Origin of the sequence: Noviherbaspirillum sp., from assembly GCF_035254865.1 — a bacterium.
Lineage (GTDB): Bacteria > Pseudomonadota > Gammaproteobacteria > Burkholderiales > Burkholderiaceae_D > Noviherbaspirillum.
The window spans coordinates 51890-74982 of sequence record NZ_DATFAF010000011.1 but is presented as its reverse complement, the minus strand read 5'-3'; the positions used below and the strand labels follow the sequence as shown (position 1 = coordinate 74982).

23 protein-coding genes are annotated in these 23093 nt (G+C 60.8%); 17 read left to right on the top strand and 6 right to left on the bottom strand.

The genetic code is table 11. From position 1 onward, the window contains the following. On the bottom strand, window positions 1-617 hold a 617-nt coding region (locus tag VJ651_RS03395; protein WP_324106077.1), incomplete at its 3' end, for an SDR family NAD(P)-dependent oxidoreductase. A 294-nt stretch (window positions 618-911) separates the two neighbouring features. Here VJ651_RS03395 and trhA point away from each other — a divergent pair. From trhA to VJ651_RS03375, 4 genes are all read left to right on the top strand, one after another. Beyond that, window positions 912-1529, top strand: coding sequence for a PAQR family membrane homeostasis protein TrhA (gene trhA, locus VJ651_RS03390; protein WP_324106076.1), 618 nt, complete (start codon window positions 912-914; stop codon window positions 1527-1529). 353 nt (window positions 1530-1882) lie between these two features. Then, entirely contained in the window at window positions 1883-2953 is a 1071-nt protein-coding gene (locus tag VJ651_RS03385; protein ID WP_324106075.1) for a porin, read from the top strand. 113 nt (window positions 2954-3066) lie between these two features. Beyond that, window positions 3067-3834: an ABC transporter substrate-binding protein gene (locus VJ651_RS03380; protein ID WP_324106074.1), complete on the top strand. Its 768-nt coding sequence runs from the start codon at window positions 3067-3069 to the stop codon at window positions 3832-3834. A 78-nt stretch (window positions 3835-3912) separates the two neighbouring features. After that, window positions 3913-5619, top strand: coding sequence for a methyl-accepting chemotaxis protein (locus VJ651_RS03375; protein WP_324106073.1), 1707 nt, complete (start codon window positions 3913-3915; stop codon window positions 5617-5619). 24 nt (window positions 5620-5643) lie between these two features. Here the strand turns inward: VJ651_RS03375 and VJ651_RS03370 are convergent, their stop codons facing one another. Continuing rightward, window positions 5644-6606, bottom strand: a complete 963-nt coding sequence (locus VJ651_RS03370) for a LysR substrate-binding domain-containing protein (protein ID WP_324106072.1) — start codon at window positions 6604-6606, stop codon at window positions 5644-5646. A 98-nt stretch (window positions 6607-6704) separates the two neighbouring features. Between VJ651_RS03370 and VJ651_RS03365 the strand changes: the two genes are divergently transcribed. From VJ651_RS03365 to trpS, 4 genes are all read left to right on the top strand, one after another. Beyond that, the gene (locus VJ651_RS03365; protein WP_324106071.1) at window positions 6705-7781 is read left to right on the top strand and encodes a tartrate dehydrogenase; all 1077 of its coding nucleotides are present in this window, start codon (window positions 6705-6707) and stop codon (window positions 7779-7781) included. A 94-nt stretch (window positions 7782-7875) separates the two neighbouring features. Then, on the top strand, window positions 7876-8253 hold the full coding sequence (locus VJ651_RS03360) for a hypothetical protein (protein ID WP_324106070.1): 378 nt from the start codon (window positions 7876-7878) through the stop codon (window positions 8251-8253). A gap of 7 nt (window positions 8254-8260) precedes the next feature. Further along, a complete protein-coding gene (ftsH, locus tag VJ651_RS03355) occupies window positions 8261-10132 on the top strand; it encodes an ATP-dependent zinc metalloprotease FtsH (RefSeq protein WP_324106069.1) in 1872 nt (623 codons plus the stop codon). A gap of 206 nt (window positions 10133-10338) precedes the next feature. Further along, window positions 10339-11349, top strand: a complete 1011-nt coding sequence (gene trpS / locus VJ651_RS03350) for a tryptophan--tRNA ligase (RefSeq protein WP_324106068.1) — start codon at window positions 10339-10341, stop codon at window positions 11347-11349. Between the two features lie 35 nt (window positions 11350-11384). Here the strand turns inward: trpS and VJ651_RS03345 are convergent, their stop codons facing one another. Beyond that, on the bottom strand, window positions 11385-11714 hold the full coding sequence (locus VJ651_RS03345) for a DUF504 domain-containing protein (RefSeq protein WP_324106067.1): 330 nt from the start codon (window positions 11712-11714) through the stop codon (window positions 11385-11387). Window positions 11715-11806: 92 nt separating this feature from the next. Here VJ651_RS03345 and VJ651_RS03340 point away from each other — a divergent pair, with 92 nt between their 5' ends. The 9 genes from VJ651_RS03340 (at window position 11807) to VJ651_RS03300 (ending at window position 21824) form a co-directional block, all read left to right on the top strand. Next, complete coding sequence (locus VJ651_RS03340; protein ID WP_324106066.1) at window positions 11807-12814, top strand: sulfate ABC transporter substrate-binding protein; 1008 nt, start codon at window positions 11807-11809, stop codon at window positions 12812-12814. Between the two features lie 27 nt (window positions 12815-12841). Continuing rightward, on the top strand, window positions 12842-13705 hold the full coding sequence (locus VJ651_RS03335) for an EAL domain-containing protein (protein WP_324106065.1): 864 nt from the start codon (window positions 12842-12844) through the stop codon (window positions 13703-13705). 205 nt (window positions 13706-13910) lie between these two features. Next, window positions 13911-14789 carry a sulfate ABC transporter permease subunit CysT gene (gene cysT / locus VJ651_RS03330; RefSeq protein WP_324106064.1) on the top strand — a complete coding sequence of 293 codons (879 nt, stop codon included), beginning with the start codon at window positions 13911-13913 and terminating at the stop codon, window positions 14787-14789. 1 nt (window position 14790) lies between these two features. After that, window positions 14791-15687, top strand: a complete 897-nt coding sequence (gene cysW / locus VJ651_RS03325) for a sulfate ABC transporter permease subunit CysW (RefSeq protein WP_324106063.1) — start codon at window positions 14791-14793, stop codon at window positions 15685-15687. A 2-nt stretch (window positions 15688-15689) separates the two neighbouring features. Beyond that, on the top strand, window positions 15690-16757 hold the full coding sequence (locus VJ651_RS03320; RefSeq protein ID WP_324106062.1) for a sulfate ABC transporter ATP-binding protein: 1068 nt from the start codon (window positions 15690-15692) through the stop codon (window positions 16755-16757). 10 nt (window positions 16758-16767) lie between these two features. Then, window positions 16768-17688, top strand: coding sequence for a CysB family HTH-type transcriptional regulator (locus tag VJ651_RS03315; RefSeq protein ID WP_324106061.1), 921 nt, complete (start codon window positions 16768-16770; stop codon window positions 17686-17688). Between the two features lie 119 nt (window positions 17689-17807). Continuing rightward, entirely contained in the window at window positions 17808-19004 is a 1197-nt protein-coding gene (locus VJ651_RS03310) for a helix-turn-helix transcriptional regulator (protein WP_324106060.1), read from the top strand. Between the two features lie 145 nt (window positions 19005-19149). Then, a complete protein-coding gene (locus VJ651_RS03305; RefSeq protein ID WP_324106059.1) occupies window positions 19150-20985 on the top strand; it encodes a hypothetical protein in 1836 nt (611 codons plus the stop codon). A 302-nt stretch (window positions 20986-21287) separates the two neighbouring features. Beyond that, window positions 21288-21824, top strand: coding sequence for a M15 family metallopeptidase (locus VJ651_RS03300; protein ID WP_324106058.1), 537 nt, complete (start codon window positions 21288-21290; stop codon window positions 21822-21824). 1 nt (window position 21825) lies between these two features. Here VJ651_RS03300 and VJ651_RS03295 read toward each other — a convergent pair whose 3' ends face one another. The 3 genes from VJ651_RS03295 to VJ651_RS03285 form a co-directional block, all read right to left on the bottom strand. Next, window positions 21826-22206: a group III truncated hemoglobin gene (locus tag VJ651_RS03295; RefSeq protein WP_324106057.1), complete on the bottom strand. Its 381-nt coding sequence runs from the start codon at window positions 22204-22206 to the stop codon at window positions 21826-21828. Window positions 22207-22323: 117 nt separating this feature from the next. Continuing rightward, complete coding sequence (locus VJ651_RS03290) at window positions 22324-22803, bottom strand: Rrf2 family transcriptional regulator (RefSeq protein ID WP_324106056.1); 480 nt, start codon at window positions 22801-22803, stop codon at window positions 22324-22326. A 143-nt stretch (window positions 22804-22946) separates the two neighbouring features. Continuing rightward, a complete protein-coding gene (locus VJ651_RS03285) occupies window positions 22947-23090 on the bottom strand; it encodes a hypothetical protein (protein WP_324106055.1) in 144 nt (47 codons plus the stop codon). Window positions 23091-23093 lie beyond the last annotated feature (3 nt).

Genomic DNA, 23093 nt, shown 5'->3' with positions numbered 1-23093 from the left:
GCCGTCGGCGCCAGGCAGTTGACGCGAATGCCGTATTTCTCGCCCTCGATCGCCAGCGTCTGCATCAGTCCCACCAGCGCCATCTTGGCCGCGCCGTAATTGGCCTGGCCGAAATTGCCGAACAGGCCGGAGGAGGATGTGGTCATCACGATGCGGCCGTAGTTTTGCTGCTTCATGATTTCCCACACGGCCTTGGTGCAATACACCGCGCCCATCAGGTGCACGTCGACGATGGCGCGGAAGTCGTCCAGCGTCATCTTCGAGAAGCTCTTGTCGCGCAGGAAGCCGGCGTTGTTGACCAGGATGTCGATGCGGCCCCATTCGCGCATCACCAGGCTTACCATGTCCTCCACGGCAGCGGGATCGGTGACCGACGCGCCACTCGCCATCGCATGCCCGCCTGCTGCGCGGATTTCGGCGACCACGCGCTCGGCTGCCGATTGCGCATTGCCGGTGCCATCGCGTGCCACGCCGAGGTCATTGACGACGACCTTGGCGCCGCGTGCGGCGAGTTGCAAGGCATGCGAGCGGCCGAGGCCGCCGCCGGCGCCGGTCACAATGGCTACCTGGCCGTCGAAGCGGATGGGAGCGGAATTCGTTTGCGAAGCTGTAGTCATGGTAGTAAATTGTGGTGAGGAATATTGTCAGCAGACAATATTAATCGGAATCGGGTTTTAGTGTGCAAAACCGCTGCATGAAGCAGCCTTCCCGCCCTGATCGACCATCACCGCGCCGGCAGCAATCCAGAGGCCGCACATCGCATCTCCCCGAGGATGCAACTGACGCAGCGCAAAGCCCCGGTGTGGCGCCATACCAACAGATGGCCCCACTGGCTATGATGGTTTTCGCTCCATACGGCTTCCAGGCAAACGAAGCCGGTTTTCGAATACGTTCACAAGGATTTCACTGCGATGTACTACGGAGAAAGGTTCAACAGCATCAGCCACCTCGCCGGTGCTCTGCTGGCGGCATGCGGCGTCACGCTATTGATTGTCGTTGCCGCCCAGGGCGGCGACCCGTGGAAGATTGTCAGCCTGAGCATCTACGGCACGATGCTGCTGGCACTTTACGTCATCTCCACCCTGTATCACAGCTTGCGGGGCTCGGCCAAGGAGGTGATGCGCAAGCTCGATCATTGCGCGATCTATCTGCTGATTGCCGGTACCTACACGCCTTTTACGCTGGTCACCTTGCGCGGCGCGCTCGGATGGACCATGTTCGGGACGATATGGGGACTGGCCGTGATCGGCATTGTGCAGGAGTTATGCATCGCGAAAGGCGCGCGCGTGCTGTCGCTCGTGATCTATGTGCTGATGGGCTGGCTCGCCCTGATCGCCATCATGCCCCTGATTGCCGCGCTCAGTTGGAGCGGCTTCGCCTGGCTGGCCGCGGGCGGTGCGGCCTATACATTCGGCATCGTGTTTTACGCGTTCGATGAGCGCATCACCCATGGTCATGGCATCTGGCATCTGTTCGTCCTGGGCGGAAGCATCTGTCATTACCTCGCGATCCTTCTGCACGTTGTCTGACAAATGCGGTCCGGGTTGTGCCCGGATCGCCCACTCCCTCTCCATTTCACACAAACGCGTCGATAACGCGTTTTCTTTCCTGAAAGCGGGAGCCTCCGCTTTCAAGTTCTGAGAATCCCCAGGTCTGCACGTTGCTGAAAAATTCAGCAGAGCCGCGTCACGCCTGCATCTGCCCCGCATGGCATGAAACATGCAATTTGGAAACTAACGCATGACCGCAATTTAACTAGCCGTTTCTTTCTTTGCGCTACCAAGGATTGTGGACATGTGTTCATCAGAGGATCCGCGACCCGCATCGCATCGATGCCGATCAGCGGCCCATGCATTTCACAAAAACAGGGATGGAAATCGTAATGAAGAAGTCGCTTCTTGCACTCGCAGTACTTGCAGCATTTGCATCAATCGCCGGCAGCGCCGCAGCACAATCGAGCCTGACCATCTATGGCGTGGTGGATGCCGGCATCGATCATCAGACCGGCGGCATCAATGGTGCCGTCACCAAACTCAGCAGCGGCATGCAGAACAGCAACCGCATCGGATTCAAGGGTGTCGAGGACCTCGGCGGCGGCGCGTCCGCTCTGTTCGTCCTGGAGAACGGCTTCGGCGTCGACACCGGTTCGGCATTGCAGGGCGGTGCGCTGTTCGGTCGCCAGGCATTCGTCGGCTTGAAGAGCAGTCTCGGCGCGCTGACCATGGGCCGCCAGTACACGCCGATCTTCGGCGCATTGTGCGGCGAGCTCGATCCGTTCTCCTGCGGTCTCGCGGGTACCGCAGCCAACCTGATGTCGCAGGGCGGCACGCCAACCGGCGGCGGCAACGCGGCGCGCACCAACAACAGTGTGAAGTATGCAATGCCGCTGGTCGCCGGCTTCAGCGCGGACGTCACCTACGGCTTCGGCGAAGTCGCCGGCAATACCTCTGCCGCACGCACCGTCGGCACCCAGCTTGGCTATACCAACGGCAAGCTCACCGTGCGCCTCGCGCACAACAACGTGAACGACATCACGGCAAGCAACAGCGCGAAGACCACCGTGCTCGGCGGGAAATACAACTGCGGCGCCGCCACCGTGCACCTTGCGTACGCGATCAACAAGGGCGCCTACACGGGCAATACCAATGTGCGGCTGGCCGACTCGCGCGATGTCCTGCTCGGTGTCAGCGTGCCCTACGGCGCCAGCACGTTCCTGGCGTCCTATATCCGCAAGTCGGACAAGACCGCGGCAAGCAATGACGCCAACCAGATCGCGCTCGGCTACACCTATGCGCTGTCCAAGCGCACCAACGTGTACACGTCCTACGCGCGCATCGACAACACCGTCGCCAATACGGCGGGCAGCGCGGGCGGGTTCTATACCGTCGGCAATGCAACCGAAGGCGGCTCCGGCGATCGCGCGTTCAACGTCGGCGTGCGCCACACCTTTTAATCAAGGGAGCAGGTTCGCAGCGGCAGCATGATCCGCCTCGCCGTTGCCTGCGGCGCCCGACCACGATGCGGGCGCCGCCATTCAGGATTCAAACACGTAGAGAGGGAATCAGCATGAGCACACTTCGCAAAGCCATCTTCAGGAACGTCGTCAGCGGTCTTCTCGCCGCCGCTTCATTGAGCGCGCTGCCCGCATTGGCGGACACCGTTCCGGTCTACACCTATCACAACCATCCGCCCTTCGTCGTCGATGGCGGCAAGGGTTTGAGCTATGACTTCATCGACTTCCTGAACAAGAAGTCCAAGGGCAATCCGAGTTTCAAGATCGAAGTCGTGTCGCGTGCCCAGCTGGACAAGGCCATGGCAGCGCCCGATTTCAATGGCGTGGTCGCATGGGTCAATCCGATGTGGTTCAAGGACAAGGACAAGACGACCTATCTGTGGTCCGGCCAGATCATGGACGATGCCAATGTGATTCTGTCGAATGCGACGAAGAAGGTCGAATACAAGGATCCGTCCTCGCTGAAGGGAAAACAGTTCGGCGGCATTCTCGGTCATAACTACGCCGGCATCGACGAGCTGGTTGCCTCCGGCGCGATCAAGCGCGAGGATGCGGAGAAGGAACGCAGCAACCTGCGCAAGCTGGAAGCCGGCCGCATCGAGGTGACGCTGCTGCCGCGCTCGACGGCGAACTACCTGCTGCACGAGATGGACCTCGCGGGCAAGCTCTATGTCGCGCCCACGCCGCAGAGCAGCTACACGCGGCATGTCCTCGTTCCGAAGAAGAGTCCCGAGTTGCTGAAATTCGTCAATGAAGCCGTCGCGGAAATGGCGAAAGACGGCGGATGGCAATCGACATTGGCGAAATACAAGTCCAAATAAGGCTGTCCTTGCGGCGGAACGCAAGCCCGGGATGCCCGTTCTGCCGCTCCACCATTTCGCATAAGCAGGGAGGATCCCATGCGCTTGAACAACTTACGGATCGGAGCACGACTGGGAGGCGGCTTTGCCATCGTCCTGGCCTTGTTGCTGGCCACTCTCATCGCCGGCAGCGTGATCAACACGCGCAGCAGCGGCCACATGGCCGACAGCCTGACGCTGGCCAACAGCAAGATCATGCAGGCCAATACCATGCGCGGCTCGCTGCTGGCCGCCGGCATTGCCATGCGCAATATCGGCATGCTGTCGGAAGTGAGCGCGATGGAGAAGGAAAACCTCAAGGTCGCGGCGCAGCAGAAGCGCTATGACGAGGCGCTCGGCCAACTCACCGCACTCGGCCTGAGCAACGAGGAGAAGGCGATCATTGTCGACGTTGCGCGGCTGGACAATGAAATCGAGGTTCTGCTCAAGGAAGCGCTGGGGCAGGCCATTGCATTCAATACCGAAGGCGCGGGACGCACCATCACGACCAAGATCGATCCGCTCAATCAACAGGCGCTGGCGCAGATCGACAAGCTGGTGGAGAGCCAGCAGGCGGCATCCGCGCGCATTCTCGACGACACGCTCAGCGCCGGCAAGCGGCTCCAGTATGTCCTGTTCATCGTGTCCGCAATCGCGATGGGGCTGGGCGCCATGTGCGCCTGGCAGATCACGCGCAGCATCACGCAACCCCTGCGCGGCGCGGTCGCCATCGCCAAGAGGGTGGCGGCGGGCGATCTCCGCTCGCATGTGGAAGTCACCGGCGTCGACGAGATCAGCGAGCTTCTTCGTGCTCTCAAGGACATGAACGACAGCCTGATCAAGACGGTCGGCGCCGTACGGCGCAGCACGGAAACGATCACCGTCGCCTCGCGCGAGATCGCCAGCGGCAACGCCGACCTCTCGGCGCGCACCGAAACGCAGGCCGGTGCGCTGGAGGAAACCGCCAGCTCCATGGAAGAACTGACCGGCACCGTGAAGCAGAACGCCGACAATGCACGCCAGGCCAGCCAGCTGGTCGTGTCCGCGTCGGACGTCGCGGCCAAGGGCGGCGAGGTGGTGGGACAGGTGGTTGCCACCATGGGCTCGATCAAGGAAAGCTCGGGCAAGATCGTCGATATCATCAGCGTGATCGACGGCATTGCCTTCCAGACCAACATTCTTGCGCTGAACGCAGCGGTGGAGGCCGCGCGCGCGGGCGAGCAGGGACGCGGCTTCGCGGTGGTGGCATCCGAAGTGCGCAATCTTGCGCAGCGCTCGGCAGGCGCGGCCAAGGAAATCAAGACGCTCATCTCCGACTCGGTCGACAAGGTCGATCTCGGCAGCAAGCTTGTGGACGACGCCGGAAAAACGATGGAAGAAATCGTGGCATCGGTCAAGCGCGTGGCCGACATCATGGGTGAAATTGCTGCGGCCAGCCAGGAGCAGCGCGCCGGCATCGAGGAAGTGGATAGGGCCATCGGCCAGATGGATGGCATGACGCAGCAGAACGCCGCGCTGGTCGAACAGGCTGCGGCCGCGGCCGAGAGCCTGAGCCATCAGGCGCAACAGTTGGCCGAAGCCGTCCATGCATTCAATCTGGAGGACAGCGCGATGGCGCAGCCCGCCGCGCCTGAACCCGCGCAGAAGGAGCGCGTCACGAAGCTGCCGGTGCGAGCCAAGGCCGGCGCGCGTGGCCTGGCGGTATCGGCTTCGCCGGAACGCGCCAGGGCGCTCAAGGTGGCCGGCGGCGATTGGGAAGAGTTCTGATGCAATGAGGGCGACCGCGGCACTTCACGTTGCGGCGCGCCGCCTGCCCGAGGTGCCGCGCGGCTTTGCGCCTGTGGTGGCTGCTGCTTGCTGCCGCTCGGCGAAGTATTTCTGGAAGAATTCCACGCATACCCTGATCTTCGCCGAACCGGTCAGGCGCTGCGGACAGACGGCCCAGATGTTTGCTTCCTGCTGGTATTCCGGCAGAATGCGCACCAGTTCCCCGCGCTCGATATGCGGGCCCGCATCCCACATCGAGCGCAACATGATGCCTGCGCCTTCCACCGCCCAGCGCACCACGATCTCGCCATGATTCGATGACAGCGGGCCGGTCACCTTGACGGTCTGCTCGTCGGCGCCGCTGCGCAGTTTCCACACGCCGAAGGGATGGTCGCGCTCCTTGATCACCAGGCAGTCGTGATTCGACAATTCATGCAGGGTCTTCGGCGTGCCGCGCCGCGCGAGATACCTGGGCGACGCGCACAGGATGCGATAGTTCGAGGCGAGGCGCTTGGCGATCAGGTGCGGTGCGATCTCATCGCCGACGCGGATGTCGAGGTCGAAGCCCTCGCTCGCGATATCGATCAGGCGGTCGAAGACTTCAAATCTGACGTGCAGGGAAGGATAGACTTCGATCAGTTGCGCGATGGCCGGCGCCACCACATTGCGGCCGAAACCGAAGCTGCTGCAGATGCGCAGCTGCCCGCGCGGCATGCGGCGCGTGGCCGATACCTCGTCGTACAGATGGTCGATGTTTTCCAGGATGGTCTGCGCGCGCGCATAGACGCGCTCGCCGTCTTCGCTGACCACGACGCGCCGCGTGGTGCGATGAAACAGCCGCACGCCGAGCACGCTCTCGAGGATGCCGATGCGCTTGCTGATGTAGGCAGGCGACATGCCCAGTTCTTCCGCCGCGCCGGCAAAGCTTGCCTTGCGCGCCACCATGACGAACACCCGCAGGTCTTCGTTAGCCAGATCATTATTCACGAAGTGTGTTTCTTCAATTCACATATCGAGGCATTGTAAACGACCTGTTCAGGTCTATGCTTGTGCAATTCCATGCTTGAACGATACGGAGAAGTTCGATGAAAAAACACAAGATTGCAGTGATCGCCGGCGACGGCATCGGCAGGGAAGTCATGCCGGAAGGTCTGCGCGCGGTCGAAGCCGCGGCACGCAAGTTCAATATCGCGCTGGAATTCACCACTTTCGAGTGGGCCAACTGCGACTACTACCTGCAGCACGGCAAGATGATGCCGGACGACTGGTTCGAGCAACTGAGCCAGTTCGAGGCGATCTTCTTTGGCGCGGTCGGCTGGCCGGCCACCGTGCCCGACCATATTTCGCTGTGGGGCTCGCTGATCCAGTTCCGCCGCCAGTTCGACGAATACATCAACCTGCGCCCGGTGCGCCTGATGCCCGGCGTGCCTTGCCCCCTGGCCAACAAGAAGCCGGGCGACATCGACTTCTACGTGGTGCGCGAAAACACCGAGGGGGAATACTCGTCGGTGGGCGGCCGCATGTTCGGCGGCACCGACCGCGAGTTCGCGCTGCAGGAAGCCGTGTTCACCCGTCATGGCGTCGACCGCGTGCTGAAGTACGCCTTCGATCTGGCGCAGCGCCGTCCGAAGAAACACCTGACGTCCGCCACCAAGTCGAACGGCATCTCGATCAGCATGCCGTTCTGGGACGAGCGCGTCGAGGCGGTGGCGAAGGCGTATCCGGATGTGCAGTGGGACAAGTATCACATCGACATCCTGTGCGCCCGTTTCGTGATGAGCCCGGAGCGCTTCGACGTGGTGGTGGCGTCCAACCTGTTCGGCGACATCCTGTCCGACCTCGGCCCGGCCTGCACCGGCACCATCGGCATCGCGCCCTCGGCCAACCTGAACCCCGAGCGCAAATTCCCCTCGCTGTTCGAACCCGTGCACGGCTCCGCGCCGGACATCTACGGCAGGAACATCGCCAACCCGATCGCCATGATCTGGTCGGGCGCCATGATGCTCGACTTCCTCGGCCAGGGTGATGCCAAGTACACGGCGGCGCACGATGCCATCCTGAAGGCGATCGAGCAAAGCATCCTGGAAGGCGCGGTGACACCGGACCTCGGCGGCAAGGCGTCCACCACCGATGCAGGCAAGGCTGTGGCAGCCGCGATTTGACATTCGGATCTCTCGACTGATACAGGAGATACAGAAAGCCGGGTAAATGAATTATCGGTGCAACAGGTTTCAATCCTGACAAGCTGTAAGTGCGGTGGTTGCCGCCGTTGTTCCGACGGCGGATCAATGCGCCAAATCACCATGCGCCTCCCTGGCCAAGCCGGCGGAGGCGCTTGTCGTTCATGGCGATGCGGCATCAGATGCACCGATGCAATCATCGATCAAGACCCTACTCTTGCCAATTCAAAACACGCAATTTCTTGTTCCTCTTTTTCCGAACCTATCCAACGAAATAATTCGCTTATTTATAGCGCGGATGAACGATATTATGTGCTTGAACCTTGCTCTCGCTCAGGTTGAAGCAAGGCAAACGCAGCGCGGTTTGAACGGAACCACTATAGTGGTACTGCTTGCTCTACTTCAAGGGCAAGGCCACGACAAGCGGACGAAGCATTTCGTTATTGTCATTTAGGAATTCAGTGAACTCAAAGTATATAAAGCCGGCCATCTGGGCTGCGGTCGCATTTGCCGTCTTCATCGCTCTCGTCCAGTTGAACAGTCCGGCGACCACCGCTGCGACGTCGATTCCCTACTCCGAATTTCTGGACCAGGTGAAAGCGAAAACGATCAGGGAAGTGGTGATCGAGGGAACGAATATCGTCGCGGTGACGAATAACGGAGCCGCGCTCAAGACGACGACGACCCTGCTCGATCGCGGTCTGATCAACGACTTGATCGAAAGCGGCATCAAGTTCGATGTCAAATTCCCCGAAGGCCCTTCGTTCCTGTCGCAGATTTTCATCTCCTGGTTTCCCATGCTGCTGATGATCGGCGTCTGGATTTTTTTCATGCGCAAATCGCAAGGCGGCGGCAAGGGCGGCATATTCTCGATGGGGAAGTCGAAGGCCCGCATGCAGGACGAGCACTCCAACCAGGTGAGCTTTGCCGACGTCGCCGGCTGTGACGAGGCCAAGGAAGAAGTCGAAGAGATTGTCGAATTCCTGCGCGACCCGCGAAAGTTCCAGCAACTTGGCGGCCACATTCCGCATGGCGTATTGCTGGTGGGCCCTCCCGGAACCGGCAAGACCTTGCTCGCGCGCGCCATCGCCGGCGAGGCGAAGGTGCCGTTCTTCACCATCTCCGGTTCGGACTTTGTCGAAATGTTTGTCGGCGTCGGCGCATCGCGCGTGCGCGACATGTTTGAGACTGCCAAGAAACACGCGCCGTGCATCGTGTTCATCGACGAGATCGACGCAGTCGGCCGGGCGCGCGGCAGTGGCATGGGCGGCGGCAACGATGAACGCGAGCAGACGCTGAATCAGATGCTGGTCGAGATGGATGGCTTTGAGCCGAATGCCGGTGTCATCGTCATTGCCGCGACCAACCGGGCCGATGTGCTGGACAAGGCATTGCTGCGTCCGGGGCGCTTCGACCGCCAGGTGATGGTGGGGCTGCCCGACATCCGCGGTCGTGAACAGATTCTGCTGGTCCATATGCGCAAGGTGCCGATTTCCAGGGATGTGCAGCCCAACGTGCTGGCGCGCGGAACCCCCGGCTTTTCGGGTGCGGAGCTGGCGAATCTCGTGAATGAGGCGGCATTGTTTGCCGCGCGTCGCAACAAGCAGGTCGTCGACATGCAGGATTTCGAGGACGCCAAGGACAAGATCGTCATGGGGCCGGAAAGAAAGTCCGCCGTCATGCGCGAAGACGAACGGCGCAATACCGCGTATCACGAGTCGGGCCATGCAGTGGTTGCCAAGCTGCTGCCGAAGGCGGACCCGGTGCACAAGGTGACCATCATGCCGCGCGGGTATGCGCTCGGCCTGACCTGGCAGTTGCCGGAGCATGATCGGGTCAATATGTACAAGGACAAGATGCTCGAAGACATCACCATCCTGTTCGGCGGGCGGATTGCGGAAGAGATCTTCATGAACCAGAAATCGACCGGCGCTTCGAACGACTTCGAGCGTGCCACCAAGCTGGCGCGCGCCATGGTCACCCGTTTCGGCATGTCGGAAGCCATGGGCACCATGGTGTACGCGGACGACAACCAGGGCGCAGGATTTGGCATGTCGTCGAATCCGGTATCGGAGGAGACGCAGCAAAAAGTCGATGACGAAGTGCGCAGCATCCTGGACCGCCAGTACGCATTGGGGCGCAGCCTGCTTGAAGCCAATCGGGACAAAGTGGACGCGATGGCCAAGGCGCTGCTCGAGTGGGAAACCGTCGACGCAGACCAGATCAACGACATCATGGCCGGCATCGAGCCGCGTCCGCCCAGGTATGGCACTTCCAGGACGAGTCCGGCCCGGCCCGGGCCGGTGTCGCCGAATGCGTCCGCCACCGCCTGAGCTCGTGGCGGACCATCGATCGCTCCAATTGGCGAGTGATATAATCCCCATATGGAAATGAACGCATCAATTCGTCAATATTGGTGGTCCGCCTGATACTGGCGGCCTGTTTCCATTCATCTTTATAAACAATGCCGCCGTTCAGGGCGGCATTTGTTTTTGCTTTGCTGTTTTGACCGGCGGATCTTGAATAAAAGGGATTCCAGATGTCATCAGCAAAACCCGTTGTCCTGACCGGCGACCGTACCACCGGCCCGCTTCATCTCGGCCATTATGTCGGCTCGCTTCGGGCGCGCGTCGCACTCCAGCACACCACGCAGCAATTCCTGCTCCTTGCCGATACCCAGGCCATGACGGATAACGTCGGCCGGCACCGCAAGGTCACCGACAACGTGATCGAAGTCGCGCTCGATTATCTTGCGGCGGGAATCGACCCGGGCTTGTCCACCATTTTCATCCAGTCGCAGGTGCCGGAGCTTGCCGAGCTGACGCAATACCTGCTCAATCTGGTGACGGTATCGCGACTTGAGCGCAATCCGACGATCAAGGATGAAATCCGATTGCGCGGTTTTGAGCGCGACATCCCTGCCGGCTTTCTGACCTATCCGGTCAGCCAGGCCGGCGACATTACCGCATTCAAGGCGACACTGGTTCCCGTCGGCGACGACCAGCTGCCGATGATCGAGCAGACGAATGAACTGGTGCGCAAATTCAACAGCGCGGTCGAGCGCCAGGTACTCGTCGAGTGCGAGGCGGTCCTGTCGCCGGTGACACGCCTGCCCGGCATCGATGGCAAGGCCAAGATGAGCAAGTCCCTGAACAACGCGATACCGCTGGGCGCCAGTGCGGACGAGATCAAGAAGGCCGTCAATCGCATGTACACCGACCCGCAGCATCTGCGCGTGGACGACCCCGGCCAGGTCGAAGGCAATGTCGTGTTCGCCTTTCTTGACGCGTTCGACACCGAGCCGGCAACGCTGGAGGAACTGAAGGCGCATTATCGGCGTGGTGGACTTGCGGACAGCGTGTTGAAGCGCCGGCTGAACGATCATCTGCAAGCCTTGCTGGAACCGATACGTCAGCGGCGGCAGCAGTTCTCGATGGACCGCGGTGAAGTCCTGAACATCCTTCGCCAGGGAACGGAAAGGGCGCGGCAAGTGTCCGGTCAGACAATGTCGGAGGTGAAGGCGGCACTCGGCTTGAATTATTTTGGATGACCTGCGGCCCCGATGTCGAAGATATACCTATCGATTCACGGCAGCTTGCGTTGCCAGATCAGGTCACCATTGCGCCACATTTCGCGAACACGGTGGAAAGGCACCATATGGGTCACGCCGTCTTCGCCCATCACGTCGAATGAAAAATTCTGGCCAGGCGCAAGGAAGACTTCGCGGAACGGCACGCGAACGATGTTGTCGTCGACCCGATCGTAGTAGCCGATCATGAAGCTGCCTTTGCCAAATTCCGCATCCCATTGAATGCGATGCAGCAGGTCCTGGATCGGAATCATGATGCAGCAATGGTGAAGTTCGAGCGCTGTCGCGACGCTTGTGCTGATGCTGTGCGGTAACGCGATATGCATAAACCAAATAACCAACCTTAAAACGATTCGTTCGTTTCTTCCAGGTGTTTCTTTAAGCTGACGACTTCAACTTATCGTCAGGGAGACGCCGCATGTTATTGAAGAAACTGCTCCAGCCCTTGCTGGCATTGGCCCTTGTTGCACCGGCGGCATGGGCGGAAGACATCAGCCTGCTCAACGTATCCTACGACCCCACGCGCGAGCTCTATCAGGACGTCAACAAGGCATTTGCCGCGCAATGGAAGTCCAGGACCGGCGGCCAGCTCAGCATCCGGCAATCGCACGGCGGCTCCGGCAAGCAGGCGCGGTCGGTGATCGATGGCTTGAACGCCGATGTCGTCACGCTGGCGCTCGCCTACGATATCGATGAAATCGCGCAACGCGGTTTCATCGCGAAGGACTGGCAGAAGCGCCTGCCGCACAATAGCGCGCCTTACACCTCGACCATTGTGTTCCTGGTGCGCAAGGGCAATCCGAAAGGCATCAAGGACTGGAGCGATCTGGCCAAGCCGGGCGTCGCGGTCATCACGCCGAACCCGAAAACTTCCGGCGGCGCGCGCTGGAACTATCTTGCCGCCTGGGGCTATGCATTGAAACAGCCGGGCGGCTCGGAGGTGAGCGCAAAAGAGTTCATCGCCAGGATCTTCCGGAACGTGCCGGTGCTCGACTCCGGCGCGCGCGGCGCCACCACCACCTTCGTCGAGCGCGGCATCGGCGATGTGCTGATCGCGTGGGAAAACGAAGCCATCCTCGCGATCAAGGAACTCGGCCCGGACAAGTTCGAAGTGGTTGCGCCGACGCTCAGCATTCTCGCCGAGCCTCCCGTCGCTATCGTCGACAAAGTGGTGGACAGGAAGGGCACGCGCAAGGTGGCGGAGGCCTATCTGCAGTATCTCTACACCGACGAAGGGCAGGAAATCGCGGCAAGGAATTACTACCGTCCGATCTCCGAAAAAATCGCCAGGAAATACGCGTCGCAATTTCCGAAAGTGAAGCTGTTCACGATCGACGAGGTGTTCGGCGGCTGGGCGTCGGCGCAGAAGGCGCATTTCGCCGATGGCGGATCGTTCGACCAGATATACCAGCCGGGCCATAAGTAACGCCGGTATCGAGCAGGAGCCGTCGCCGTGTCTTTCCCAGGGCTGAAAAACTATCTCGCACGCCTTTACGGCACCACGCACGCGGGCACTCGTGTGTGGCTCGGCGCCGACGGGCGCGCAAAGGCGCGCTACTTCAACTCCACGCTGACGAGCGCATTCCAGCCGATCCGCGAAGTTGCCGCCGGCCATATCGTCGGACAGGAGGGCTTTGCCCGCACCGGATCGGGATCGGACCAGGGCCTGTGTCTGTGGAAGCTGCTGGACCATGCTGCCAATGACGACGAATCGGTCGAGCTGGACCGCTTGTGCCGCGTGCTGCATGCCGTCAATTTCTTTCGCCAGCCGCAGGCTGCGGGCAGCGATTTGTATTTGAGCGTGCATGCCCGGCTTCTTGCGGCGGTGGATGGCAACCACGGAGCAGCGTTCAAGCGGATTCTGAATCTGCTCGATCTGCCGCGGCAACGCATCGTGCTGCAATTGCCGGCGATCGCACGACAGCAAGGATGGCTGCTGGACGTTGTGATCGACAACTACCGGCGCAATGATTTCCGCATCGCGGTCAATGCCGTCGATGCGCAGGATGCCTTGTCGCTGATCGATCGCGTGCGGCCGCAGGTGATCAAGGTCGATACCCGGAATGGCGTGTGCGAAGAACCTGCTCTGAAGCTGATTCAGCGATGCGCCGAGCGAAATATCCAGGTCGTTTTCAAGCGCGTCGAAGGCGCGGACATGCTGGAAATCCTGATGCGCTTGGCCCGCGCAAGCGGGGCGCCGATCCATGCACAAGGCTTCATCTGGGATCTTCCGCATTCCTCCATCAAGCAGGCGGAGCCGCACATGAATCGGTCGCCAATCCGGCATCGTGTCGCGCCCTGCTCCGACGCGGCATGAAAATCGCGGGCTGCCTGCAATGTAGCAATCAGCCTGTTTTTACTTCGCTCTGCTTCCTTATTTGAAAACGGCCTATAGAAATGCGAAAAAAGTCGTTCTTTTTATGCGTATCGAATGCAATTATTGCGGCTCTATAGCTGAATTGGTAATAAGCGCTCGTTTCAAGGCGATTCCATCCGTCCTGAAGAAGCGCAAGGGGGCGAACATGGCAGGCGCAATAGCAAGATCGGATATCGGAGGGGGTGCAGCGAGGAAGCCGTCAGCGCGCGTGCTGCCAGGCTTTCGCCTCTCGCTCGGGTTCACCCTGCTGTATCTCGCCCTCGTCGTGCTCATTCCGCTCTCGGCAGTGTTCCTGAAAACGTTCACGATGCGCTGGGATGCGTTCCTGGCCGCGGTCACCTCCGAGCGGGTGCTGGCCTCCTACCGTCTGACCTTCGGCGCGTCACTGCTCGGGGCGGCGCTCAATGTGGTCCTTGGCGGTATCGTCGCCTGGGTGCTGGTGCGTTATCGCTTCCCCGGCAAGCGACTGATCGATGCGCTGGTCGATCTGCCGTTTGCCTTGCCGACGGCAGTGGCCGGCATCGCGCTGACGACCCTGTATTCGCTGCATGGGTGGATCGGCCGCTATCTCGAACCCCTCGGCATCAAGGTCGCATTCACGCCCTTGGGCATCCTGGTGGCGCTGACCTTCATCGGCTTGCCCTTCGTCGTGCGTACCGTGCAACCGGTTCTTGAGGAAGCCGAACGCGAACTGGAGGAAGCGGCCGCCAGCCTCGGCGCCAACCGTTGGCAAACCTTCGCGAAAGTGATTTTCCCGGCCATCCTGCCGGCCTTGCTGACCGGCTTCGCGCTCGCCTTTGCGCGCGCTACCGGCGAATACGGCTCGGTGATCTTCATCGCCGGCAACATGCCGATGGTGTCCGAAATCACGCCGCTGTTCATCATTACCAAGCTGGAGCAATACGACTACGCCGGCGCCACGGCCATCGCTGTCGTGATGCTGATGGCGTCCTTCCTGTTGCTGCTCGCGATTAACCTGCTGCAAGCCCGGGCCCGCAAGAGCGGCCGGGCCGAGAAAGCCTGACATGACAGATGCAATCATTACTTTGCCGAATCCGGCGCAGGTGCGCGAACCGGCCCGCGCACCCGCGGCAACCGGCGAGCCGTTCTGGATGCGCGTGCTGCTGATCGGGCTTGCGCTGGCCTTCCTCGCGCTCTTCCTGTTCCTTCCGCTGCTTGCGGTGTTCACGGAAGCGCTGAAGAAGGGTTGGGATGCCTACCTGGCCGCGCTCGTCGAGCCCGATGCGCTGGCCGCCATCAGACTGACCCTGCTCACCGCGGCCGTCGCCGTGCCGCTGAACCTGGTGTTCGGCGTGGCGGCCGCATGGTGCATCGCCAAGTTCAGCTTCCGGGGCAAGCACATCCTGCTGACTCTGATCGACCTGCCATTCTCGGTCTCGCCGGTGATCGCGGGCCTGATCTATGTGCTGATCTTCGGCGCGCAGGGCTGGCTGGGGCCGTGGCTAGCCGAACACGGCATCAGGATCCTGTTCGCCGTGCCCGGCATCGTGCTTGCAACGACCTTCGTTACCTTCCCCTTCGTCGCGCGCGAGCTGATCCCGCTGATGCAATCGCAGGGTACGGAAGAGGAGGAAGCCGCGCTGGTGCTGGGCGCTTCCGGCTGGCGCACCTTCCGCCATGTGACGCTGCCGAATATCAAATGGGGACTGCTGTACGGCGTGATCCTCTGCAACGCGCGGGCGATGGGCGAGTTCGGCGCCGTGTCGGTCGTCTCCGGGCACATTCGCGGCGAGACCAACACCATGCCCTTGCACGTCGAGATCCTCTACAACGAATACAACTTTGTCGCGGCCTTCGCCGCCGCCTCGGTACTGGCGCTGCTGGCCCTCGTCACGCTCGTGCTCAAGTCATTGATCGAATGGCGCGCGCAGGACACGAAACTGCAAGTACATCAGGAATGATCATGGGTATCGAAGTCAAAAACATTCAGAAACGTTTCGGCAGTTTTGCGGCGCTCGACAATGTGTCGCTGCATTTCCCCACGGGCCAGCTGACGGCGCTGCTCGGGCCATCCGGCTGCGGCAAGACCACGCTGCTGCGCATCATCGCCGGCCTCGAACAGCCCGATTCCGGCCAGGTGTTCCTCGACGGCGAAGACGCATCTGGCCATCATGTGCGCGAACGGCAGGTCGGCTTCGTGTTCCAGCACTATGCGCTGTTCAAGCACATGAGCGTGTTCGAGAACATCGCGTTCGGCCTGCGCGTGAAGCCGCGCAACATGCGCCCGTCGGAAGCGGAAATCAGGAAAAAGGTGATGTCGCTGCTGGAACTGGTGCAGCTCGACTGGCTCGCCGACCGCTATCCGCGGCAGCTTTCCGGTGGCCAGCGGCAGCGCATCGCCTTGGCGCGCGCGCTTGCCGTGGAGCCGCGCGTACTGCTGCTGGACGAGCCGTTTGGCGCACTCGATGCCAAGGTGCGCAAGGAACTGCGGCGCTGGCTGCGCCGCTTGCATGACGAACTGCATGTCACCAGCCTCTTCGTGACACATGATCAGGAAGAAGCGCTCGAAGTCTCCGACCGGATCGTGCTGATGAACAAGGGAAGGGTGGAGCAGATCGGCACGCCGCAGGACGTGTACGACCATCCGGCATCGCCTTTCGTGTACGGCTTTCTCGGCAACGTCAACCTGTTTCACGGCCGCGTGCATGAAGGCGTGCTGGAGGCTGGCGGCATGGCGCTGGACGCACCCGATCATGCACAGGCACGCGACGCGAACGGCGTCGGCTTCGTGCGCCCGCATGACATCGAGATCGAAGCTTATACCGCCGGCGCCGAAGGCATCATCGCCCGCTTGCGGCATGCCCACGCGATCGGACCGCTGGCGCAGCTGGAACTCGAACGCGCCGACAACGCGCAGCTGATCGAGGCCGTCATTTCCACCGAACGTTACGCGCAACTGGGCCTGACCCAAGGCGAGATGCTGCTGGTGCGCCCGAAGCGCCTGCGCATTTTCGTCGACCACGCCGCTTGAGGAGAAGCATATGAATTTTCAACAATTGCGTTCAGTCCGGGAAGCGGCCCGGCGCGGCTACAACCTGACCGAAGTCGCCAATGTGCTGTTCACCTCGCAACCGGGTGTCAGCCGCCAGATCCGCGAGCTGGAAGAGGAGCTGGGCGTCGAGATTTTCGAGCGCAACGGCAAGCGCCTCACCGGCCTCACCGATCCCGGCCGGGGCATTCTGCAGATCATCGAACGCCTGCTGCTGGAAGCGGAAAACCTGCGCCAGGCCAGCCAGGAATATGCAGGCGAGCGCAGCGGCACGCTCGCCGTCGCCACCACGCACACGCAGGCCCGTTATGTATTGCCGCGCGTCGTGCAATCCTTTCGCAAGGCTTTCCCGGAAGTGCGCATCGCTCTGCAGCAAAGCGCGCCCGAGCATATCGCGGAATGGGTCATTTCCGGCAGGGCCGACGTCGGCATCGCGACCGAAGGCCTGAGCCAGTTCGACGAGCTGGTTTCCTTTCCGTGCTACCGCTGGAGCCACATGATCGTCGTTCCGCAAGGGCATCCGCTGGGCGATGGCGAGAAGGTGTCGTTGCCGCAGCTGGCCGAGTATCCACTCATTACCTATGACGTCGGATTCACCGGCCGCGGGCACATCGACGATGCATTTCGGGAACGCGGCATCAGCACCGACATCGTATTGACTGCCATGGATTCCGACGTGATCCAGCAGTACGTATCGCTCGGGCTCGGCGTCGGCATCGTTGCCTCCATGGCGGCCGAGCACAATCTGGCGCCCGGACTATGTGCGGTCAAGGCCGCGCACCTGTTCGCGCCCAACCTGACCCGGCTGGCGGTTCGGCGCGGCGCGTATTTGCGCTCCTATGTCTACGACTTCATTCTGGCGTTCGCGCCTGAACTCAAGCGGCAGGAAATCGAGACCGCGCTTTCCGCTTAACTTTTGCTGCTTGTTTTTGTGCTGCGAAGAGTTCCTGTTCCGTGCGGTGCAGGCCTCCCGCACTTGATGGATTTGACAACATAGTTGTCGCACGGCATGCTTGCTGCGGGAGGCAGCACATGAAGACTGACAAAAAATCGGCCTATGAGCCGAATCGCCTGCACGCGGCATTTGAGCCATTGTTGGGCAAACTCTACGACGGCGTAACGGCACCGCATGGTTTCCAGGATTTTATCGAGGGGTTGGTCGATAGCTTCCGACTGAAGGCGGTCACGCTGATCATCCTTCACGCCGAAACGCACGAGGTCAAAGGACTCTGGCTTTGCGGTATCACGCAGGACTGGGTGGCGCGATACGCCCTGGAATACGCGCAGGAGGATATGCTGGCGAATCATATTGTCGCCTCTCCGGTCGCGCACTTTTACGCGAGTAACCTTGATATCGCCAATCCCGAGCACATTTCCCGAAGCCGCTTTTACCGTGAATGGCTGGAACCGCAAGGCGTGGCCTATGCGGCCGGCGCAATTGTGCTGCGCGAAGGCCCATGGTGCACGCAAATCATTCTGCAACGCTCCCCGACGCAGTCCGAATTCACACGGATGGAGATGGATACGCTGGACTTGCTTATGCCGCACATGCAGCGTGCACTCCAGATGCGCGAACGTTTCGCCGAACTGCAACTGGGCCAGGACTTCCTTGCGGGCGGATTGGATCTGCTGATGATGCCGACCATGTTCTTCAACGAGCATAGCCGTGCGGCGCACCTGAACAAACGCGCAAAAGCGATGCTCGCCAAAAACGATTTCCTGAAGCTGCAAGACGGGCATCTGGTCGCAAGCGATGTCGCTGGCAGCCGCAAACTCAATCTCGAGATCGCCAATGCGATTCAGGCGAGCCGCGGTGCGGCCGTTCCATTGAACGAAGTCGTATTGCTGCCCAGACCCGCGAAATTGCCGCTGATGCTCATGGTGGCGCCGGTGCGGCTCGGTGCGGAGCAGGCACATGGCGCCGCCCTGGTTTTCGTCTTCGACCCCGACCATGCGCCCAGCCTGACGACGGATCGGGTACGCAAACTGTTCGGTCTGACCGACGCGGAAGCGAGCCTGGCGGTGGCTTTGTGCGGCGGCAGAACACTCGACGACATCGCCCGCGAGCGTCATGTCTCCCTGAACACGCTGAAAACGCAGCTCAAAAGCGTCTTTGCCAAGACCGGCACCAATCGCCAGACCGAACTGGTTTCCCTGTTGCTGGCCAGCCCCGCGTATTTTCTGGCGGAGCGCACCGGCCTGGATCTTCCGCCTACCTCCGCCGGCTGAAACTCTCGCGGTGCCACGATCACCTGTTCGGGTGATAGTCGGCCTGACGCTATTCCACTAGCATCCAGACTGGTATTTCCGGAATGCATGTCCACTGACGGACTGGCTTCGCGGAATCGGACAGTGAACAGGGAGATTTCAAATCATGAAGACAGGGTTCAATAGCAAGCTGAGCGAATTAATGATGGTCAGTGCAATCGCCGGCGCTCTTGCCGGCTGCGGCGGAGGTTCGTCCGACACGGCTCAGACGCCTGCGCCGGGCACCAGCCATGCCATTTCAGGTAGCGCGGCTGTTGGCGCGCCGCTGGTCGGATCGGTAACGGTCAAGGACGCGCTTGGCGCCACCAAGACCGTGGCGATCGGAACCAACGGCGCCTACTCGGTCGACGTGACCGGCATGACCGCGCCATTTGTGTTCCGTGCCTCGGGCACTGCCAACGGGCAGACGTACACGGTCCATTCCATTGCAACTGCCGCAGATGCGGACGGCAAGATCAACATCACGCAGTTGACTGACCTGGTGGTCGCCAACATCGCCGGCCAGATTGCGCAAAACTACTACGACAGGTTCGAGCAGAGCGGCAATGCCGGCGCCGGGACCACGGCAGCGATCAATGCCGAAGCGGCCAAGCTGAAGGAGAAGCTGCTGCCGGTACTGACTGCGTTGGGCGTGGAGGCATCCGTCGATCTGCTGCGCACGCCGTTTACCCCGCTCGCCGACAAGCTGGATCAGGCGCTCGATGCGATCCAGGTCTCGGTCGATGCGAATACCAACATTGCCACCATCTCGACATTGGCCAATGCAATCACCATCGCCGACGACCTGAGGATCAAGGCGGCGGCCGAGACTGCGCCGGCCACGCTCAGTGCCGACAACGTGGTCGACGCTGCCGCCGACATGGTGCGTGTCAAGAAGGCCGTGACCGATTTTTCGGACAAGTTTGCAAACGCGCTGCCATCGGTATCGGAGCTGACGCCCTTGTTGACGACGGGTTTCCTCAACGATGACCAGAACAGCTCGGAGTTCCTGGGGTGGATCAGCAGCGAGTCGAACCTGGTCGGTGGCGCGTTCACCGACATTAGCGTCCATCAGATTGACTACAGCGATCCGACGAAAGTCACTGCTCGCGTCTCGTTCACCGTCAAGACCAAACAAGGTATCGAGCTGGGGCGCTTGCAGAATTGGCGCGTGCGCAAGAGCAATACTGACGGCGTATGGCGTCTGCACGGCAACCAGCGTGCGCTTGCGCTGGAAGCTTTCGCAAGCATGACGAAAGTCGTCTCTGCATCGTCTGCTTCGTGCGTCAACCTCGGATTCAATTTCAATATCGAGGATCTCAACAGCACCAATAACGGCGGAGCCATCGACCATGTTCTCGTCACGGGCGCTGGCTTGCCGCCTGCCGGTCTGCGCTACAACAAGCCCACGACGGGCGGCCGTTGGGTCAACACTGTCAACGGCTTGACGAATTACACGCTGGCGACCGACTGCGGCGGTACGTCAGCAGTTTCCGATGACGCGATCGCGGCGATTCCGGATGACTCGGTCTACACGTTCACCGCCTACGACAGCAGCGATGCCAAGGTCAGTTTCCCGTCCGGTACCTCAAACGGCACCTACGGGATCAAAATCCATCGCCGCCCGATGACGCTTGCCGAGGCCAAGGCAAGCACTGCCTACCCGGTCATCTCGCCGGATACGGTCAGCGCTTTCTCGAACTTCGTGAGCGGGACCTTGCAATTCTCGGCCAGCAATGTCAATCCGTCGAAATCGTCCTGGATTCATCTGATCCAGAACACCGCACAAAACGATGCGACGCGCGACATTGAGGTAACCGCACTGCCGACAACGGCGGGAGCTGTCAGCGCCAACCTGGCACTGCCGTCCCTGCAATCGGGCGACAACATCACCTCGCGCAAATTATGGATAGAGTCACCCGATGCGTATCGCCGGAACATGCAGACGCTTTACAATCAATAACGAGCAGGAAGAAGCAGAAAGAGGCAGAATAAGGCAGAATAAGGCCGAGTGTGGTTTGATCGGCCACGTATGCGAATCAGCCCCGCCACGGCGGGGCTTTTTTGCGCGCTTGCGCAGTAAAGGCTGTGACATGTTCTCGCCATGCCGCAAACCGATGGCGGCCTGTCGCATTAATCAACATCATCTCAGTTGCAATGGGTCCGCCACCCGGAGAATGCTTTGCATCGTCGAGGGACAGCGGTATTCTAGAGTTTGTTTCCCATTCCGCCGGCCCATGTCATGCCGGCAATGCCAAATCCGCAATGTTGATCCACGAATACCACAACCGAATCAGCCTGGCGCTCGACGCACTGGGCATCCCTGGCGAACTCATCGCACGCAAGCGCCTCCCGTTTTACGTGGAAGCCAGCGAGCTGGTGATCGCCGAAACCGATGAAAGCAACCGCGAGTACCTGCTCGTGCCCGAGGCGGCGCAGGCGTGGTGGGCGATGAAGGATGCGGCGCAGGAAGATGGCGTTGTACTGGAAGTGGTCTCCGCATTCCGCAGCGTCGAACGGCAGATCGAGATCATTCGTGCCAAGCTTGAACGCGACATGCCGATCGAAACCATCCTGACGCTGAGCGCGCCGCCGGGCTACAGCGAACATCACACCGGGCGCGCGGTCGATATCAACACGCCGGGTTGCGTCGCCACCGAAGAACCCTTCGAGCACACCGACGCGTTCCGCTGGCTGTGCCGCCACGCCGACCGATTCAGCTTCACGCTGTCCTACCCGCGCGGGAACGACCTGGGGTTCATTTACGAACCATGGCACTGGTGTTATCAGACGGGGCGGTAGGCTACAGGCGCACCGTCCGCTCGCCGAAGTAGCCGAGCTGCAGGCTGCCCGCGATGCGGTCGGCGATTTCCAACATTTCGGCCGCCGCAGCATCCTCGAATAGCCGCGTCGCGGTGTCCTTGAACAAGGTCAGCCAGCGTACGAAATGCTCCTCGCGAATGCCGCTGAGCGCCATGTGCTTGCCGAACACGTTTCCCTGGAAGCTGCTGCTGCCGAGCAGAACGGTCGACCAGAATGCATACATGCGCGGCATGTGCGTGTCCCATGCGCCGTGCAGCGCTTCCTCGAACACCGGCCCGAGGACTGCATCCTTGCGCACGCCGTCGTAAAAGGTGTCGACCAGGACGCGAATGGACTCTTCCGTGATTGTTTCAAATTTCATGATAGTCAAATGCTACGCGATGCCGGGCATCGAAAAAGGTGAGGGTGCGTTGGCGCTCATCGGTGTTTGCCCGCGACAACCGGTTGACAAGTTTGCAACTGAAAGCCTGGACAAGGCTTAATTCATCCGTGGGCCGGCCACGCCACAGGGTGTCTTTTTCAGGAAGCTGCGATGCATGCGCGCGAGCTGCTCGCCGGTCCGGCTGTCGGTAATGTCCGCCAGCGTATAGCGGTCCATTGCTCCGTAGAAGGCACCCAGGCCCACCTTGAGCGCCTCGCGCAGCTTGCAACTGCGTCGCAGGCTGCAGCCGCGGCTGTCGCAGCCGACCAGCTCGGTATCGCCTTCGAGTTCGCGCAGCACGGAACCGATCTTCAGGCCGGACGCCTCGACGCAAAGGCGGATGCCGCCGTTGCGCCCCCGCGTTGCCAGCACCCAGCCGGAGCGCGCCAGGTGCCCGACGACCTTGACCAGATGGTTGACCGGAATCTCGAATTGCGTGGCGATTTCCGCAACGGTCACTGGCCTGGGTCTCTCGCCACTGCGGGCGAGATACATCAGGACACGAAGCCCGATATCGGAAAATTGGGTCAGGCGCATCGGATGGATGATTGTGCGAGGTAGGACCATTCTACCAAAGCTGCACCGTGGATATGCGTTTCAGTGCGTTCGCGCACGATTTGAAGCCGGTCGAATATTTTCCTTGACCTCGAGCGCACTCGAGCATCTTTAATGCAATCCCGTCAATCGACGGGAGAAACAGCATGATTGCACTGAAAAACCAGTAACGCAGGCGGGAAATTTTCGAGGAACTGGCGCCAGGCAATGGCAAACGCTTCATCGACAGCCTGCACGACGACTTCTGCTGGATCATAATTGCTCAGCATTCT